14 protein-coding genes and 1 other RNA gene are annotated in these 15,567 nt (G+C 43.1%); 14 read left to right on the top strand and 1 reads right to left on the bottom strand.

All coding sequences use genetic code 11. The features are described from left to right. Nucleotides 1-91: 91 nt before the first annotated feature. The 12 genes from KH400_RS08795 to ssrA all read left to right on the top strand — a co-directional run bounded on the left by KH400_RS08795 (nucleotide 92) and on the right by ssrA (nucleotide 12,271). Nucleotides 92-1,273: a phosphoglycerate kinase gene (locus tag KH400_RS08795; protein ID WP_217224009.1), complete on the top strand. Its 1,182-nt coding sequence runs from the start codon at nucleotides 92-94 to the stop codon at nucleotides 1,271-1,273. Between the two features lie 20 nt (nucleotides 1,274-1,293). Next, nucleotides 1,294-2,049 (top strand): triose-phosphate isomerase, encoded by a 756-nt coding sequence (gene tpiA / locus KH400_RS08790; protein WP_217224061.1) that lies wholly within the window; start codon nucleotides 1,294-1,296, stop codon nucleotides 2,047-2,049. Further along, nucleotides 2,046-3,578: a 2,3-bisphosphoglycerate-independent phosphoglycerate mutase gene (gene gpmI / locus KH400_RS08785; RefSeq protein WP_217224007.1), complete on the top strand. Its 1,533-nt coding sequence runs from the start codon at nucleotides 2,046-2,048 to the stop codon at nucleotides 3,576-3,578. Before tpiA ends, gpmI begins: the two co-directional genes overlap by 4 nt. A gap of 127 nt (nucleotides 3,579-3,705) precedes the next feature. Further along, on the top strand, nucleotides 3,706-4,989 hold the full coding sequence (gene eno, locus KH400_RS08780) for a phosphopyruvate hydratase (protein WP_217224006.1): 1,284 nt from the start codon (nucleotides 3,706-3,708) through the stop codon (nucleotides 4,987-4,989). 324 nt (nucleotides 4,990-5,313) lie between these two features. Then, nucleotides 5,314-5,484: a hypothetical protein gene (locus KH400_RS08775; protein ID WP_217224066.1), complete on the top strand. Its 171-nt coding sequence runs from the start codon at nucleotides 5,314-5,316 to the stop codon at nucleotides 5,482-5,484. 333 nt (nucleotides 5,485-5,817) lie between these two features. After that, nucleotides 5,818-6,654 (top strand): vanadium-dependent haloperoxidase, encoded by an 837-nt coding sequence (locus tag KH400_RS26395; RefSeq protein WP_217224005.1) that lies wholly within the window; start codon nucleotides 5,818-5,820, stop codon nucleotides 6,652-6,654. A gap of 81 nt (nucleotides 6,655-6,735) precedes the next feature. Further along, nucleotides 6,736-6,966, top strand: coding sequence for a preprotein translocase subunit SecG (gene secG, locus KH400_RS08765; RefSeq protein WP_217224004.1), 231 nt, complete (start codon nucleotides 6,736-6,738; stop codon nucleotides 6,964-6,966). A 201-nt stretch (nucleotides 6,967-7,167) separates the two neighbouring features. Then, entirely contained in the window at nucleotides 7,168-7,866 is a 699-nt protein-coding gene (locus KH400_RS08760; protein WP_217224003.1) for an alpha/beta hydrolase, read from the top strand. Between the two features lie 21 nt (nucleotides 7,867-7,887). After that, nucleotides 7,888-8,634 (top strand): alpha/beta hydrolase, encoded by a 747-nt coding sequence (locus KH400_RS08755; protein WP_217224000.1) that lies wholly within the window; start codon nucleotides 7,888-7,890, stop codon nucleotides 8,632-8,634. A 27-nt stretch (nucleotides 8,635-8,661) separates the two neighbouring features. Continuing rightward, nucleotides 8,662-10,983, top strand: a complete 2,322-nt coding sequence (rnr, locus tag KH400_RS08750) for a ribonuclease R (RefSeq protein ID WP_217223999.1) — start codon at nucleotides 8,662-8,664, stop codon at nucleotides 10,981-10,983. A 324-nt stretch (nucleotides 10,984-11,307) separates the two neighbouring features. Then, entirely contained in the window at nucleotides 11,308-11,775 is a 468-nt protein-coding gene (gene smpB / locus KH400_RS08745; protein WP_217223998.1) for an SsrA-binding protein SmpB, read from the top strand. 158 nt (nucleotides 11,776-11,933) lie between these two features. Beyond that, nucleotides 11,934-12,271: a transfer-messenger RNA gene (ssrA, locus tag KH400_RS08740) on the top strand. 253 nt (nucleotides 12,272-12,524) lie between these two features. Here ssrA and KH400_RS08735 read toward each other — a convergent pair. Further along, the gene (locus KH400_RS08735; protein ID WP_217223997.1) at nucleotides 12,525-12,788 is read right to left on the bottom strand and encodes a hypothetical protein; all 264 of its coding nucleotides are present in this window, start codon (nucleotides 12,786-12,788) and stop codon (nucleotides 12,525-12,527) included. Nucleotides 12,789-13,232: 444 nt separating this feature from the next. On the opposite strand from KH400_RS08735, the gene KH400_RS08730 reads away from it, so the two are divergent. Both KH400_RS08730 and KH400_RS08725 read left to right on the top strand, forming a co-directional pair. Then, nucleotides 13,233-13,457, top strand: a complete 225-nt coding sequence (locus tag KH400_RS08730) for a hypothetical protein (RefSeq protein WP_217223996.1) — start codon at nucleotides 13,233-13,235, stop codon at nucleotides 13,455-13,457. Nucleotides 13,458-13,901: 444 nt separating this feature from the next. Continuing rightward, nucleotides 13,902-15,365, top strand: a complete 1,464-nt coding sequence (locus KH400_RS08725; protein ID WP_217224060.1) for an NADP-dependent isocitrate dehydrogenase — start codon at nucleotides 13,902-13,904, stop codon at nucleotides 15,363-15,365. Nucleotides 15,366-15,567 lie beyond the last annotated feature (202 nt).

Genomic DNA, 15,567 nt, shown 5'->3' with positions numbered 1-15,567 from the left:
AATTTGGAAGGGGAGGAGGAAGTATCAAATTATTTTCTGACTCCCCTTTCCTTTTCTGTAAAGATAATTAAACGCATGAGGGGGCATCCTGATGAACAAACAGTCAATCCGTGATATTGACCTAAATGGAAAGAAAGTCTTTTGCCGTGTCGACTTTAACGTACCAATGAGCGAAGGCGAAATAACGGACGAAACTCGTATTCGTGCGGCGCTGCCAACGATTACGTACTTAGTTGAGCAAGGAGCTAAGGTCATCTTAGCAAGTCACCTTGGTCGTCCAAAAGGTGAGGTTGTTGAAGAGCTACGCCTTGATCCAGTGGCAAAACGTTTAAGTGACTTGCTTAACAAGGAAGTAACGAAAACAGACGACGTTTATGGTGCTGAAGTGGAACAAGCGATTTCAGGTATGGACAACGGCGATGTTGTCTTAATCGAAAACGTTCGCTTTGAAGCGGGTGAAGAAAAGAATGATGCTGAACTAGCTAAAGCATTTGCAAGCCTAGCTGACGTCTATGTCAATGATGCATTTGGAGCGGCACACCGCGCGCACGCATCGACAGAAGGTATTGCTCACCACGTTCCAGCCGTTGCAGGCCTCTTAATGGAAAAAGAGCTTGAAGTGCTTGGGAAAGCGTTATCTAGCCCAGAGCGTCCATTTACAGCGATTATTGGTGGCGCGAAGGTTAAAGATAAGATTGGTGTGATCGAAAACCTTCTTGAGAAAGTAGACAACTTGATTATCGGTGGTGGACTTGCTTATACATTCGTCAAAGCACAAGGCCATGAAGTCGGTAAATCATTGTTAGAAGAAGACAAGATTGACCTTGCCAAATCATTTATGGAAAAAGCAAAAGAAAAAGGCGTGAACTTCTACATGCCTAAGGATGTCATCGTTGCCGATGATTTCTCAAACGACGCAAATACACAGGTCGTAGCGATTGATGAAATTCCAAGCGATTGGGAAGCACTGGATATTGGACCACAAACGATTGATGAGTACCGTAACGTGATTTTAGATTCGAAGCTTGTCATTTGGAATGGGCCGATGGGTGTCTTTGAAATTCCAGCGTTTGCGACAGGAACGAAATCAGTTGCGACAGCACTTGCAGACACAGAAGGCTATACGGTGATCGGTGGCGGTGACTCAGCAGCTGCTGTTGAAAAATTTGACCTAGCAGAGCAAATGAGCCACATCTCAACGGGTGGCGGAGCTTCATTAGAATTTATGGAAGGCAAAGAACTCCCAGGTGTTGTTGCCTTAAATGATAAATAGTTCGAGAAGAGGTGTCGATGATGCGTAAACCTATTATTGCAGGAAACTGGAAAATGAACAAAACGCTTGCTGAAGCAACAGCGTTCGCAGAAGAAGTGAAAGGCAAAGTCCCAGCAAGTGATCAAGTGGATTCAGTTGTTTGTGCACCAGCGCTATTTTTAGAGCGTTTAGTTGAACAAACAAATGGAACGGACCTAAAAGTTGGGGCACAAAACATGCACTTTGAAGACAGTGGTGCCTTCACAGGTGAAACAAGCCCAGCTGCCCTAACTGATTTAGCTGTTGACTACGTCATTTTAGGTCACTCTGAGCGTCGCGAAATGTTTGCTGAAACAGATGAAACAGTAAACAAAAAAGTTCATGCCGCTTTCAACCATAAGCTTGTACCAATTATGTGCTGCGGTGAAACGCTTGAAGAGCGTGAAGCGGGTAAGACAAATGATATCGTTAAAGGCCAAGTCGAAAAAGGTCTTGCTGGCTTATCTGAAGAGCAAGTGAAGCAAACGGTCATCGCTTATGAGCCAATTTGGGCGATTGGAACTGGAAAATCTTCATCTGCAGAAGAAGCCAATGAAACGTGTGCTTACATCCGTACCGTTGTTGCCGACACATTCTCAGAAGAAGCAGCAGCCGCTGTCCGCATTCAATACGGTGGTAGTGTAAAGCCTGCTAACATTAAGGAATATTTAGGTCAATCTGACATTGACGGTGCCCTTGTTGGTGGTGCAAGCCTAGAAGCGGATTCATTTTTACAGCTGTTGGAGGCAGGAAAATGAGTAAAGCACCAGTTGCACTAATTATCCTTGATGGCTTTGCTTGCCGTAGCGAGAGCGAAGGGAATGCGGTCGCTCAAGCGAAAAAGCCAAACTTCGATCGTTATTGGAACACCTATCCGCACACGCAATTAAAAGCGGACGGTGAAGCGGTTGGTTTGCCACAAGGTCAAATGGGGAACTCTGAAGTTGGGCACTTAAATATCGGTGCTGGACGCGTTGTTTATCAAAGCTTAACGCGAGTGAACAAATCAATTCGTGAAGGTGGTTTCTTTGAAAATGAGACGTTTTTAGATGCGATCAAACACGTCAAAGAAAAGCAAAGCAGCCTTCATGTGTACGGCCTTCTTTCTGATGGGGGGATACATAGTCATATTGATCACCTGTTTGCATTGCTTGAGTTAGCAGCAGAGAAGAAGGTTGAACGCCTCTACATTCACGGCTTCTTAGATGGTCGTGATGTTGGGCCGACATCAGCCGAAGAGTACATCCGTGCTTTACAAGAAAAAGTGGCAGATCTCGGTGTTGGTGAAATCGCGTCGATTCACGGCCGTTATTATGCGATGGATCGCGACCAGCGTTGGGAGCGTGTTGAAAAATCATATCGTGCAATGGTTTACGGTGACGGTCCTGATTATAAGGATCCGATTGAAGCGCTTGAGGATTCATACAAAAATGAAATCCATGATGAATTCGTGATTCCATCGGTGATGACAAAAGAGGACGGCACACCAGTTGGAACGATCCAAGATGATGATGCGATCATTTTCTTTAACTTCCGTCCGGACCGTGCGATTCAAATGTCACAAGTGTTCACGAACGAAGACTTCCGTGGCTTCGATCGTGGCGATCAACATCCGAGAGACATTCACTATGTTTGTCTAACACACTTTAGTGAATCCGTTGATGGTTTTGTTGCTTTTAAACCGACAAACCTAGATAATACGCTCGGTGAAGTTTTATCTCAACAAGGTTACAAGCAGCTAAGAATTGCTGAAACGGAAAAATATCCACACGTGACCTTCTTCTTTAGTGGTGGTCGTGAGGAGAAATTCCCAGGTGAAGAGCGAATTCTGATTGACTCACCGAAAGTCGCGACTTACGACTTGCAACCAGAGATGAGTGCGTATGAAGTCACAGATGCACTCGTAAGTGAGATTGAAGCAGATAAACATGATGCGATCATTTTGAACTTCGCCAACCCTGATATGGTTGGGCACTCTGGAATGCTAGAGCCAACGATTAAAGCGGTTGAAGCCGTTGACGAATGTCTTGGAAAAGTCGTTGATGCGATCGTTGCTAAAGGTGGCTCAGCGGTGATCACAGCTGATCATGGAAACGCTGATGAAGTCATCACACTTGAAGGGAAGCCAATGACGGCCCATACGACAAACCCTGTTCCAGTCATCGTTACAAAAGAAGGACTAGACTTGCGTGAAGGCGGCGTTTTAGCTGACTTATCACCAACCGTACTGTCATTACTAGGAGCAAAGCAACCGAAAGAGATGACAGGCAAGACGTTAGTGAAATAGTTTTTAATAAAACATGCACAATTCGATAACAGCAGAGGAAACTCGTCACAGTTGTCGAATTCTCTATAGGCTATAAAAGGATAACCGACTGCAAAAAATTTTGTGAAGAAAAGGGAGATGAACAAATATGACAATTATTACAGATGTATATGCTCGCGAAGTATTAGACTCTCGTGGGAACCCAACAGTTGAAGTAGAAGTATTTCTTGAATCAGGTGCAATGGGACGCGCATTAGTACCAAGTGGTGCATCTACTGGTGAATACGAAGCAGTAGAACTACGTGATGGTGGCGACCGTTACATGGGTAAAGGTGTTCTTCAAGCAGTTGATAACGTAAATGAAAAAATCGCTCCAGAACTTATCGGCTTTGACGCTCTTGATCAAATCGGTATTGATGAGCTTATGATCGAGCTTGATGGTACAGATAACAAAGGAAACTTTGGTGCAAATGCGATTCTAGGTGTATCTATGGCTGTAGCTCGTGCAGCAGCTGACGCTCTTGATCTACCATTATACGTATACCTTGGCGGATTTAATGCAAAAACACTACCAGTACCAATGATGAACATTTTAAATGGTGGGGAGCATGCAGACAACAACGTTGATATCCAAGAATTCATGGTTATGCCAGTTGGTGCTGATAGCTTCACACGTGCGCTTCGTATGGGTGCGGAAATTTTCCATAACCTTAAAGCGGTTCTTAAAGGAAAAGGTTACAACACAGCTGTTGGTGATGAAGGTGGTTTCGCACCAAACTTAAGCTCAAATGAAGAAGCACTTCAAACAATCGTTGAAGCGATTGAAAAAGCTGGCTACAAGCCAGGTGAAGAAGTTGTTCTTGCAATGGATGCAGCGGCTTCTGAAATCTTCGAAGATGGTAAATACAACCTTAAAGGTGAAGGTGTTGTCAAAACATCTGAAGAAATGGTTGAGTTCTACAGCGACCTTGTTTCAAAATATCCAATCATCTCAATTGAAGATGGTTTAGATGAAAACGACTGGGATGGCTGGAAGAAGCTAACTGAAGCTCTTCAAGACAAAGTACAGCTTGTTGGTGACGACCTATTCGTAACGAACACAGAAAAGCTATCTGAAGGTATTGAAAAAGGAATCGGTAACTCAATCCTAATCAAAGTGAACCAAATCGGTACACTTACGGAAACATTTGATGCGATTGAAATGGCTAAGCGTGCAGGATATACAGCTGTTATCTCTCACCGTTCTGGTGAAACAGAAGACAGCACAATTGCTGATATCGCAGTAGCAACAAATGCTGGCCAAATCAAAACAGGTGCACCGTCTCGTACGGACCGTGTGGCAAAATACAACCAGTTACTACGTATTGAAGACCAACTAGCAAACGTTGGCCAATATGGCGGACGCAAAGCGTTCTATAACTTAAACAAATAAGTGTAATAAAAAACCTCTTCGCTCAAATGAGCGAGGAGGTTTTTTACATTGCGAAGGGCAGCGTGCTGCAGGAACGAGGGAGGCTATCTTTCATAGGAGGGATGAAGGACAAAACGGTGCTGAACTGAGAGTGGAATGTCCTTCATAAGGGCGATGAAGGACAAAACGGTGCTGAAACGAGTGTGAAATGTCCTTCATAAGGGAGATGAAGGACAAAACGGTGCTGAACTGAGAGTGGAATGTCCTTCATAAGGGAGATGAAGGACAAAACGGTGCTGAAACGAGAGTGAAATGTCCTTCATAGGGGCGATGAAGGACAAAACGATGGTGAAACGAGTGTGGAATGTCCTTCATAAGGGAGATGAAGGACAAAACGGTGCTGAAAGTGAAAGGGCGATGAAGGACAAAACGATGGTGAAACGAGTGTGGAATGTCCTTCATAAGGGAGATGAAGGACAAAACGGTGCTGAACTGAGAGTGAAATGTCCTTCATAAGGGGGTGAAGGACAAAACGATGGTGAAACGAGTGTGGAATGTCCTTCATAAGGGCGATGAAGGACAAAACGATGGTGAAACGAGTGTGGAATGTCCTTCATAAGGGAGATGAAGGACAAAACGGTGCTGAACTGAGAGTGAAATGTCCTTCATAAGAGCGATGAAGGACAAAGAGCAGCTGAAATGGGAACGATGATCGCCTTTGCCTTAGCACTGGGACTTTTTAATACACTGAAAAAAGAAGAATAGCCTGATACCAGCCCTGTAGGGGAACGCTTGCGAGCTCGTCATCATACCGTATTAGTAAACGTGTTGGAGATGGAGGGGAGAAAGGTGAAAAGTATACAACCACCACGATGGTCCGAGCTTGCAGCAACAACTGGCGTTACCCCTCATGCAGGCTCGTGGAAGATGTTTTATTTTGCGAGGATATTTGGGGCGTTCCTTCTTGATAAACGGGGCGACTTTTTTAATCCGAAAATCAAAGATCCATATCGAATTGACTTCAACGGGCAGCTGGAACAGGTTCAAGACACGGTAAACAAGCGTTCTGCAGAGGAGAGCAAATTAGCTGAAAAATATAAGCATTCACCGATGACAGTTTGGAATGATGTCGCCGTCCGACTTATCGATGGCTATCAACTCGCACCAGCAACAGGAGCTCGGGTCATGAGTGTCCTGCAAGCGGCGATCAATGATGCGTTTGTTGTTTGCTGGTATTTTAAATATTTGTATGATATTGCTAGGCCCGTACATCTAGATGATTCTCTTCATACAGTGATCCAAACACCAACACATCCGACTTATCCCTCTGGACATGCAACGGTGGCCGGTTGTGCACAAACGATCATTAATTACTTCTTCCCGCTTGAGCGCGAGCGAGTGAATGAAATTGCAACAGACAGTGCAAACTCACGACTGTATGCAGGCGTGCATTTTCCAGTCGACAATGAAGAAGGTCTTCGACTAGGGCGGCAAATCGCGCAACGGATCGTTGAAACGATCGCTATCGAAAAGGATGCGATTGGTGTAGACATTCATGAGCCATTGCTTCGTGATCCAGAAGCGCGCTCACCGCTTGCACCTCCAGCCAATACGGTTAACGTTGACGCTCGGGAAATGCCCAATCCTAGCATTTTTGATCAAGAAGGGCATGAAGAGACGGAGTGATGCGAGCACTGCTTGTTGCGAGAATACACCGATTGTGGTACATTAATACTAGTGTGAACTGTCACTTTGGAGGTGTAGGACGTGGAAACGTTGGCATTTGTCCTTTTAGTTATCGTTTCAATCTCATTAATTGTTGTTGTCTTGCTACAATCAGGACGTAGTGCTGGTTTATCAGGAGCGATTTCTGGTGGAGCTGAACAATTAATCGGAAAACAAAAAGCTCGTGGAATTGACGCTCTTTTAGGTAAGTTGACGGTTATTCTAGCCGTACTCTTTTTCGTACTGTCGATTACCGTTGCCTTCTTTTTATAAACCAGTTGGTAAATATGAGCTTAAAAAGCAGCAGGTTTTAATAACTTGCTGCTTTTCTTATGTACGATTGCGATGGATAAACATTCCAGTCAATATGAGGGAAATAGAGGCGTGGACGTTGATAATTCACCATTGCAAAAGAGGCTTATCTTTTCTAGAAACGGGTAAACTAGTAGATAGCATAGGAATTAGGTGAGGAAAATGATAGGCTGCTTATGTCTCCATGGGTTCACAGGTGAACCGTGGGAAGTCGAACCAGTTGCTGATTATTTTCAAAAACAGAAGCAGAACTGGCTTGTTTATACACCAACATTACCTGGGCACGGACCGGACGGCAACCTAAAGGATGTTACATATAAACAATGGGTCTATGCGGCTGAGGTGGCAGCCGAAGAACTGTTAAAGCGATGCTCGACCGTTTATGTGATCGGTTTTTCGATGGGGGGAATGCTCGCCTCCTATATCGCTGCCAAGTACCCGATAGACAAGCTAGTGCTCTTAAGTGCAGCAGCTTACTATATGAATCCACAGCAGCTGTTGCAAGACTTAAAGCAAGCGGTACGACTCCGTCTGCAAGGCAAATTGCAGGATGATGTCCTCTATCAGCGCTATAGCAAGAAGGTTGCTGATACCCCAATGACAGCCGTTTTTCAGTTTATGCAGGCGGTCAAACGAATTCGCCCGTATTTAAAAAAGGTAACCGTACCAACCTTGATCATTCAAGGTGAACAGGATGGGATCATCCCAAAAAAGAGTGCCGACTACTTATATACGACGATTTCGTCGAAAAAGAAGCGGCTCGTCTTTTTAAGGAAATCAAAGCATATGGTCTGTCATGATTTTGAAAAAGACCAGTTGATCGAAGAAATTGAACAATTTTTAGAATCCACTTTTAGTTGAATCATAAGGAAGTGAGTACAAATGAAAGCTGCAGCACCAAAACCATTTACATTTGAAGGAGGCAAGCGTGCGGTCTTACTTTTACACGGCTTTACGGGAACAACAGCCGATGTTCGCATGCTTGGCCGCTTTTTACAAAAGAAAGGCTATACGTGTCATGCGCCGTTATACAAAGGACATGGTGTACCACCAGAGGAGCTTGTCCATACCGGACCTGAAGACTGGTGGCACGATGTACAGGAAGGGTATGAGTTTTTAAAAGAGCAAGGTTATGATGAAATCGCCGTTTGTGGCTTGTCGCTCGGGGGAGTATTTTCACTTAAAATCGGTTACACTTTACCTGTAAAGGGTGTTGTACCGATGTGTGCGCCTGCGACCATAAAAAGCGAGGAAGTCATGTATAAAGGTGTCCTTGCTTATGCAAGAGAATATAAAAAACACGAACAAAAAGATGAACAACAAATAAATGCTGAAATGAAAGAATTTGAGAAAACGCCAATGAATACATTGCAGGCGTTACAAGAGCTAATCACCGATGTTCGTAACCATCTCGATCATATTTACAGCCCAACATTTGTTGTGCAAGCACGTCATGATGAGATGATTGATACAGAAAGCGCGAACATTATTTATGAAAACGTTGAAAGTGATGACAAAGAAATCAAATGGTATGAACATTCAACCCATGTAATTACGCTCGACAAAGAAAAAGAAGAGCTGCATGAGGATGTTTATCAATTTTTAGAAGGATTAGATTGGTCATCCTAAAACATAGTTTAGGAAGGAGCGAAAGACATGGACCAGGAACGAATAGACAAAGTACTGTCCTTCATGAGAGAAGAAGCCTATAAACCACTAACGGTGACAGAGCTAGAAGAGGCATTTCAGATCACCGATTCAAGTGAGTTCAAAGATTTTGTAAAGGTGTTAAACCATATGGAGGACGAGGGTCTCATCGTACGAACACGTAGCAACCGTTACGGTGTACCTGAAAAAATGAATTTAGTGAAGGGGAAAGTACAAGGCAATGCTAAAGGATTTGCCTTCATTCTTCCAGAGCTTGAAGGAGAAAGAGATATTTACGTCTCACAATCTGAGCTTGCTGGCGCGATGAATGGTGATATTGTACTTGTCCGTCTTCAACCGAAATCATCAGGGGCGCGGCCAGAAGGAACTGTCGTGCGCATCATCGAGCGCGGCGTGAAGCAAACTGTCGGTACATATGTGGATAGCGACAGTTACGGCTTTGTGATCGCTGATGATAAGCGCATCGCCAATGATATTTTTATCCCGAAAGGTGCTGAAGGTGGCGCGGTTGATGGCCATAAAGTCGTCATTGAAATTACGAAGTACCCAGAAGGGCGAATGAGTGCGGAAGGGAAAGTCGTGGAGATTTTAGGTCATAAAAATGACCCGGGAATTGATATTTTATCGATTATCTACAAACATGGAATCCCGCAAGAATTCCCTAAGGAAGTTATTGACCAAGCCAACGAAGTCCCTGATGAAATTGATCCGGCAGAACTAGAAAATCGCCGCGATTTACGTGAAGAAACGATTGTGACGATTGATGGTGCCGATGCGAAAGACTTGGATGATGCGGTAGCTGTTGAAAAGTTAGACAACGGTAACTATAAACTTGGTGTTCACATTGCTGACGTTAGTTATTACGTTGAGGAAGGTTCGCCGATTGATGAAGAGGCGCTTGAACGGGCGACAAGTGTTTATCTTGTTGACCGAGTCATTCCGATGATTCCACATCGTCTCTCAAACGGCATTTGTAGTTTGAACCCGCAAGTCGATCGACTTACACTTTCTTGTGAAATGGAAATTACTCCAGCCGGACAAGTTGTCGGACATGATATTTTCCAAAGTGTCATCCGCACGAATGAGAGAATGACTTACAGTGACGTTCGTAAAATATTAGAAGGTGAAGATGAAGAGGTTTTAAAGCGCTATGAAGATTTAATCCCATTTTTCAAGCAAATGGGCGAGTTAGCGGAAATCTTGCGTAAGAAACGATTTGAACGTGGTGCGATTGATTTTGACTTTAAAGAAGCAAAAGTGCTTGTAGATGAAGAGGGCAAGCCGACGGATGTCGTCATTCGTGAACGAAGCATTGCGGAACGTTTAATTGAGGAATTTATGCTTGCAGCAAACGAAACGATTGCGGAACATTTCCATTGGATGAAGGTACCGTTTGTATATCGAATTCATGAGGATCCTGATTCAGAAAAGCTAGCAAAATTTCTTGAGTTTATAACAAACTTCGGCTATGTGGTCCGTGGCAGTGCGAACACGGTTCACCCACGTGCGCTACAAGAGTTGTTAGAGGAAGTTCGCGGTGAGCCTGAAGAGACGGTGATCAGTACAGTCATGCTCCGTTCGATGCAACAAGCGAAATATGATCCAAATAGCGTTGGTCACTTCGGGCTTTCTACCGAATTTTACACACACTTCACATCACCGATTCGTCGTTACCCTGACTTGATCGTTCATCGCTTAATTCGCCGCTATCTAATTGAAGGCAAAGTCGATGAAACCGAGCAAGAGAAGTGGAAAGAACGACTTCCAGAGATCACAAAGCATGCCTCCGAAATGGAGCGTCGTGCCGTTGATGCCGAGCGTGAAACGGATGAAGTGAAAAAAGCTCAGTATATGGAAGATAAGATTGGTGAGACATTTGAAGGCTTAATTAGCGGTGTTACGAACTTCGGGATTTTCGTTGAGCTAGATAATACGATTGAAGGGCTCGTTCATGTGAGTTATTTAACCGATGATTACTATCATTATGATGAGCGTCAATATGCGATGATTGGTGAGCGTACCGGCAACGTCTTCCGCATTGGTGACGAGATCGAAATTCGCGTCGTTAATGTTAATGTCGATGAGGCATCGATTGACTTTGAAGTGGTCGGCATGAAAGAACGCAAGCCGCGTGAGAAAAAGGCGAGACCAAAAGTCATTCAAGGCGGTAAGCGTAAGCCGAAAAAGCCTGTTGAAGGCGCCCAGCAAACAGGTGAAGGGGCACCAAAGAAAAAGAAGAAGAAAAAGAAAAAGCCATTTTATGAAAATGCACCACGCTCTAAGCGTAAAAAAGGTAAGAAGAAAAAATAACGGTTTGAGGCCAATCGGAGGTGGTTGGTCTCTATTCTGGTCTGTGGGGCGTAGTTTCAGTGCGAGCATTCGCTCAAGAATTCCGATATTCAAAAAAGTGGGGGAGTTCCGTAAACAGTTGTTAAACTGTTTGCACCGACGGCAGTCGGTGTAGTGAATGTGAAGCAGTGGTCGTGGGAAGCCTGATTTTGGCTTACCAAAGACCATGGATTCACTATTCACGTCACGGAACGGACTCACCCTACGTCCCACCTTATGTTTGACGTTAGCTCTTACAATTGCTATGATTAATGGATGAGACCATTGTAGAAGGGTGCGTTTCTAATGGCAGGAAACTCAGGTAGAGTCATAGCACAAAATAAAAAAGCAAGGCATGATTATTTTATTGAAGAGACGTTTGAAGCAGGGATTGTTTTACAAGGAACCGAAATTAAATCAATTCGTGCTGCTCGCATTCAGTTAAAAGACTCATTCGCGCGGATTCATAATGGCGAGGTTTATTTACACAATGCTCACATTAGTACGTATGAGCAAGGGAACCGGTATAACCATGATCCACTGCGAACACGAAAGCTGCTTCTTCATAAAAAAGAAATTAGCAAGCTGATTGGCGCAACGAAAGAAAAAGGATACTCCCTTGTACCGCTAAAGGTCTATATCAAAAACGGTTTTGCCAAAGTCTTAATCGGACTAGGGAAAGGGAAGAAGAAGCACGACAAACGTGAAGCCTTAAAGCGTAAGGATGCGAAGCGTGAAGTAGAAAGAGCATTTCGTGAGCGTCAAAAAGGATAGATTATCACCTAATAATTGGAATTTGATCTTTGGTTGTTCGTTATGCTATAATAACTATTGTCAGGTCGTTGATAACTTAATAACAAGCAACTTACACCAGACATCTTCTTATGATCGTTGTTCTAATTGATTGAACGACATCTTATACAAGGGGACGTTTTGGATTCGACAGGGATAGTTCGAGCTTAAGTTGCGAGCCGAGGGGGTCGGCCTCGTAAAAACGCCACAAGCCAATAACTGGCAACAAACAAGAAAACTTCGCAGTAGCTGCCTAATAGCACTCTGCGGTTCCTCCCTCCATCGCCCATGTGGTAGGGTAAGGGACTCACTCTAAGTGGGCTACGCCGGTTGTCCTCCGTCTGGGGACGAAGGAAGAGACCAATCAGACTAGCATCACGGAAGCCTGTCTCTGGGCCGAAGTGATTGCGAAACGCTAATACAGTGACTACGCTCGTAGAAGCTTAAGTGCCGTTATTTCTGGACGTGGGTTCGATTAGGAAATAGTCGCCTTGTGTGGCAACACACAAGTGAAAACTTGGCTTTATCGGTGAAGTCTAAGTCACCTTCTATGGTGATAAGGTAATACCGAGCGGTATGTGGAGCAATCCAACAGCCGTGTATCGACTTATAGGCTGCCTTTGACGGTAGTACTAGGATGCAGGATCATGTCAGAAAGACAAATCTATATTCTGCATAATACGCCAAGGGACTTAAAATTGATATTGTTTCATTTTAAGTTCAAGATATAGTCAGTGCCATTGCGAAAGCTTGGAATAACATGTCCCACCGTCTCCACCAAATACATATTTTGGTGGTTTTTTTGTTTTGGAAAAAGGACGGAATGCATAAGACGCCCATCCATCTAATTGAGCTGCGACAAAGATACGAAGCATAGCTTCTGTAAAAAGCTTATACTTTCCATAATCCATTAGAGGGTAAGAAAATTCTATAGTTGGAAGAAGGAAAAGACATTGACGAATGACCATTTCTTGACCTATACTTTTCTTATTCATTGTGAAAACTCCTTTGTAGAAGACTTGTTTGTTTAGGGAACAAAACAAGTCTTCTACAAAGGAGTTTTTTTCTGCTTAGTAAATACTTTTTATTACATTTTTGTTTTATTTTCGAATAGATGCAACGCTAGTGGGTCAGACCCTCTACTTCAAACTAGGGAATGCGATATTAGATCAAATTTTCATCACGTAACGGTCATAACAATGGTTGAAAGTCTTATGGTTTAAAGCGTCATTTAACAAAGGAAAACGAGTAATTTTGTACATCGTTAGAGCCTATAGGTATTCACCCAATCAATAAAAGGGCATTTTCATAGGATGAAAAAATAAGGGGTGAAAACCCTATTTTAATAAAACTATACAAGGGAGTGTATTATATGTTTGATAATTATGATCGTCAGTTTCCGATGCAATGGGGTTGGAATCCAGGATGGGGTCATCATCATGGCGGATGGGGCCATCACCACGGAGGACATCATCATGGCGGATGGGGCCATCACCACGGAGGACATCATCACGGCGGATGGGGCCACCACGGAGGACATCATCACGGCGGATGGGGACACCATGGAGGACATCATCACGGTGGATGGGGCCATCACGGAGGACATCATCACGGTGGATGGCGCTACCACCACGGAGGCTGAAGAAATAGGTACTTTAAAATAAGAGATTAATAATAAGCATTATTTTTTTAGCGTTAACTGGATCGGAGTTTTGAGGATCTATTTTAATCTTAAGAAGTTCAGGTAACGTGGAAAAACATTACAAATAGCATATGAGATAGCATACCCAATCGTAAACGAAAAGGTATGCTATTTTTTTGGTATATCAATATTTTAGATGAAAATAGGTGAAAAATTGCAACCAGGTTTAAATGACAAAAATTGCTTTATTTTAATTGATGATCGATCGAATATTTATTGTTTTTGTGTTTTTTAAATCATAAGCTTTCCTAGAGTCGAAAATTAATCATAAACCTTTCTAGAAAATAAAATTTGATGTAGTGGTTTTCAAGATGCGTTTGTCCACTGGATAACGACATAATTGGTGAAAATGTCCATGAGTGGGGTCAGACCCCTCAGGAAACCCTAGGGTTAAAGGAGGTTTATGATGACAAATAAACAACCGATTACAGTCGCAAGAGGAGACGGGATTGGTCCAGAAATTATGGATGCAACGTTAAAAATATTAGAACACGCTGGAGCCATGATTGAACCTGAATTTATTGATATTGGAGAAAAGGTATATTTAGCGGGGCAATCGGCCGGTATTAGTGATGACGCTTGGGAATCCCTACGTCGTACGAAAGTATTTTTAAAAGCACCGATCACGACTCCACAAGGTGGTGGCTATAAAAGTTTAAATGTAACAATCAGAAAAACGTTAGGCTTATATGCTAATATTCGACCAAATGTCTCTTATCATCCTTTCATTAAAACGAGACATTCAAATGTCGATCTTGTCATCGTCAGAGAGAATGAAGAAGATTTATATGCAGGGATTGAGCATCAACAAACACCAGAAGTTGTTCAGTGTTTAAAACTTATTACGCGACCTGGCAGTGAAAAAATTATCCGTTATGCGTTTGAATATGCAAAGAAGAACAATCGTAATAAGGTGACTTGTTTTACGAAAGACAACATTATGAAATTAACGGATGGTCTGTTCCACAAGGTGTTTGACGAAGTGGCTAAAGAATATCCTGAAATCGAAGCTGATCACTGGATTATCGATATTGGCATCGCAAAAATTGCTGATACTCCACAAGATTTTGATGTGGTTGTGATGCCGAACCTATACGGAGACATCGCTTCTGATGTAGCTGCGCAAATTACAGGTAGTGTTGGGCTGGCTGGATCTGCAAATATCGGTGACCAGTGTGCGATGTTTGAAGCGATCCATGGAAGTGCGCCAGACATTGCCGGCCAAGGGATAGCGAACCCATCCGGGCTTTTACATGGGGCAATTATGATGCTCGTGCACATCGGACAACCTCAAGTAGCGACTCGTGTTCATAATGCCTGGCTGAAAACAATTGAAGATGGTGTATTTACAAAAGATATTGCTAAAGGCGGGACGGCTGTTGGTTCTCAGGAATTTACCGAAGCTGTCATTGAACGTTTGGGTCAAGAACCGTCCACATTTGAGCCTGTTACATACAGTACAACAGGTCAAGATGATGACAAAGTGCAACATCAAATGCCCCTATTAGCTAAAGAACGTGCAAAGCCAGACGTCGTTCAAGAATTAGATGGGGTAGATGTCTTTTTATTAAATAATACGTTAACGTCTGAAGAACTTGGGCAAAAATTAGAGACAATCGCAGGTCCAGAATGTAGACTAGTGGTCGTTACAAACCGTGGGGTAAAAGTATATCCTGGTGGTTTTCCTGAAACATTTACAACGGATCATTGGCGGTGCCGCTTTCAATCAGCAGAAGGTCATCAATTAACAAATCAAGATATCCGCCATTTATTGCAGCGAATAGAGGAAGCAAATTTAAACTGGATTAAAATTGAAAACCTCTACACATTTAACGGAGAAAGAGGCTATTCACTAGGTCAAGGGCAATAAAAAACGCATGGACCGAGGTCTAAAGATAATTGATATAAAAAAGGTAGGTAACCTCATTAGAAAGGTTGCCTACTTTTTTTACAAGCGTGACTTTATAGGTTTTCATTGAGACTTGTAGATGCTGATCATAGTTTGGTAACTAAAATAAAATTCACAAAAATTTTAAAAAGGGGTTGTAAAACGCTTACATTTGCTTTATCAT

It is taken from the genome of Desertibacillus haloalkaliphilus, assembly GCF_019039105.1.
In the GTDB taxonomy this organism is placed as follows: domain Bacteria; phylum Bacillota; class Bacilli; order Bacillales; family KJ1-10-99; genus Desertibacillus; species Desertibacillus haloalkaliphilus.
This window is presented reverse-complemented; position numbering and strand designations above follow the sequence as displayed.

Coding starts and splice junctions, on each gene's coding strand:
- KH400_RS08795 (WP_217224009.1), top strand. CDS start 92: ATGAACAAACAGTCAATCCGTGATATTGACCTAAATGGAAAGAAAGTC.
- tpiA (WP_217224061.1), top strand. CDS start 1,294: ATGCGTAAACCTATTATTGCAGGAAACTGGAAAATGAACAAAACGCTT.
- gpmI (WP_217224007.1), top strand. CDS start 2,046: ATGAGTAAAGCACCAGTTGCACTAATTATCCTTGATGGCTTTGCTTGC.
- eno (WP_217224006.1), top strand. CDS start 3,706: ATGACAATTATTACAGATGTATATGCTCGCGAAGTATTAGACTCTCGT.
- KH400_RS08775 (WP_217224066.1), top strand. CDS start 5,314: ATGGTGAAACGAGTGTGGAATGTCCTTCATAAGGGAGATGAAGGACAA.
- KH400_RS08760 (WP_217224003.1), top strand. CDS start 7,168: ATGATAGGCTGCTTATGTCTCCATGGGTTCACAGGTGAACCGTGGGAA.
- KH400_RS08755 (WP_217224000.1), top strand. CDS start 7,888: ATGAAAGCTGCAGCACCAAAACCATTTACATTTGAAGGAGGCAAGCGT.
- rnr (WP_217223999.1), top strand. CDS start 8,662: ATGGACCAGGAACGAATAGACAAAGTACTGTCCTTCATGAGAGAAGAA.
- smpB (WP_217223998.1), top strand. CDS start 11,308: ATGGCAGGAAACTCAGGTAGAGTCATAGCACAAAATAAAAAAGCAAGG.
- KH400_RS08735 (WP_217223997.1), bottom strand. CDS start 12,788: ATGAATAAGAAAAGTATAGGTCAAGAAATGGTCATTCGTCAATGTCTT.
- KH400_RS08730 (WP_217223996.1), top strand. CDS start 13,233: ATGGCGGATGGGGCCATCACCACGGAGGACATCATCATGGCGGATGGG.
- KH400_RS08725 (WP_217224060.1), top strand. CDS start 13,902: ATGACAAATAAACAACCGATTACAGTCGCAAGAGGAGACGGGATTGGT.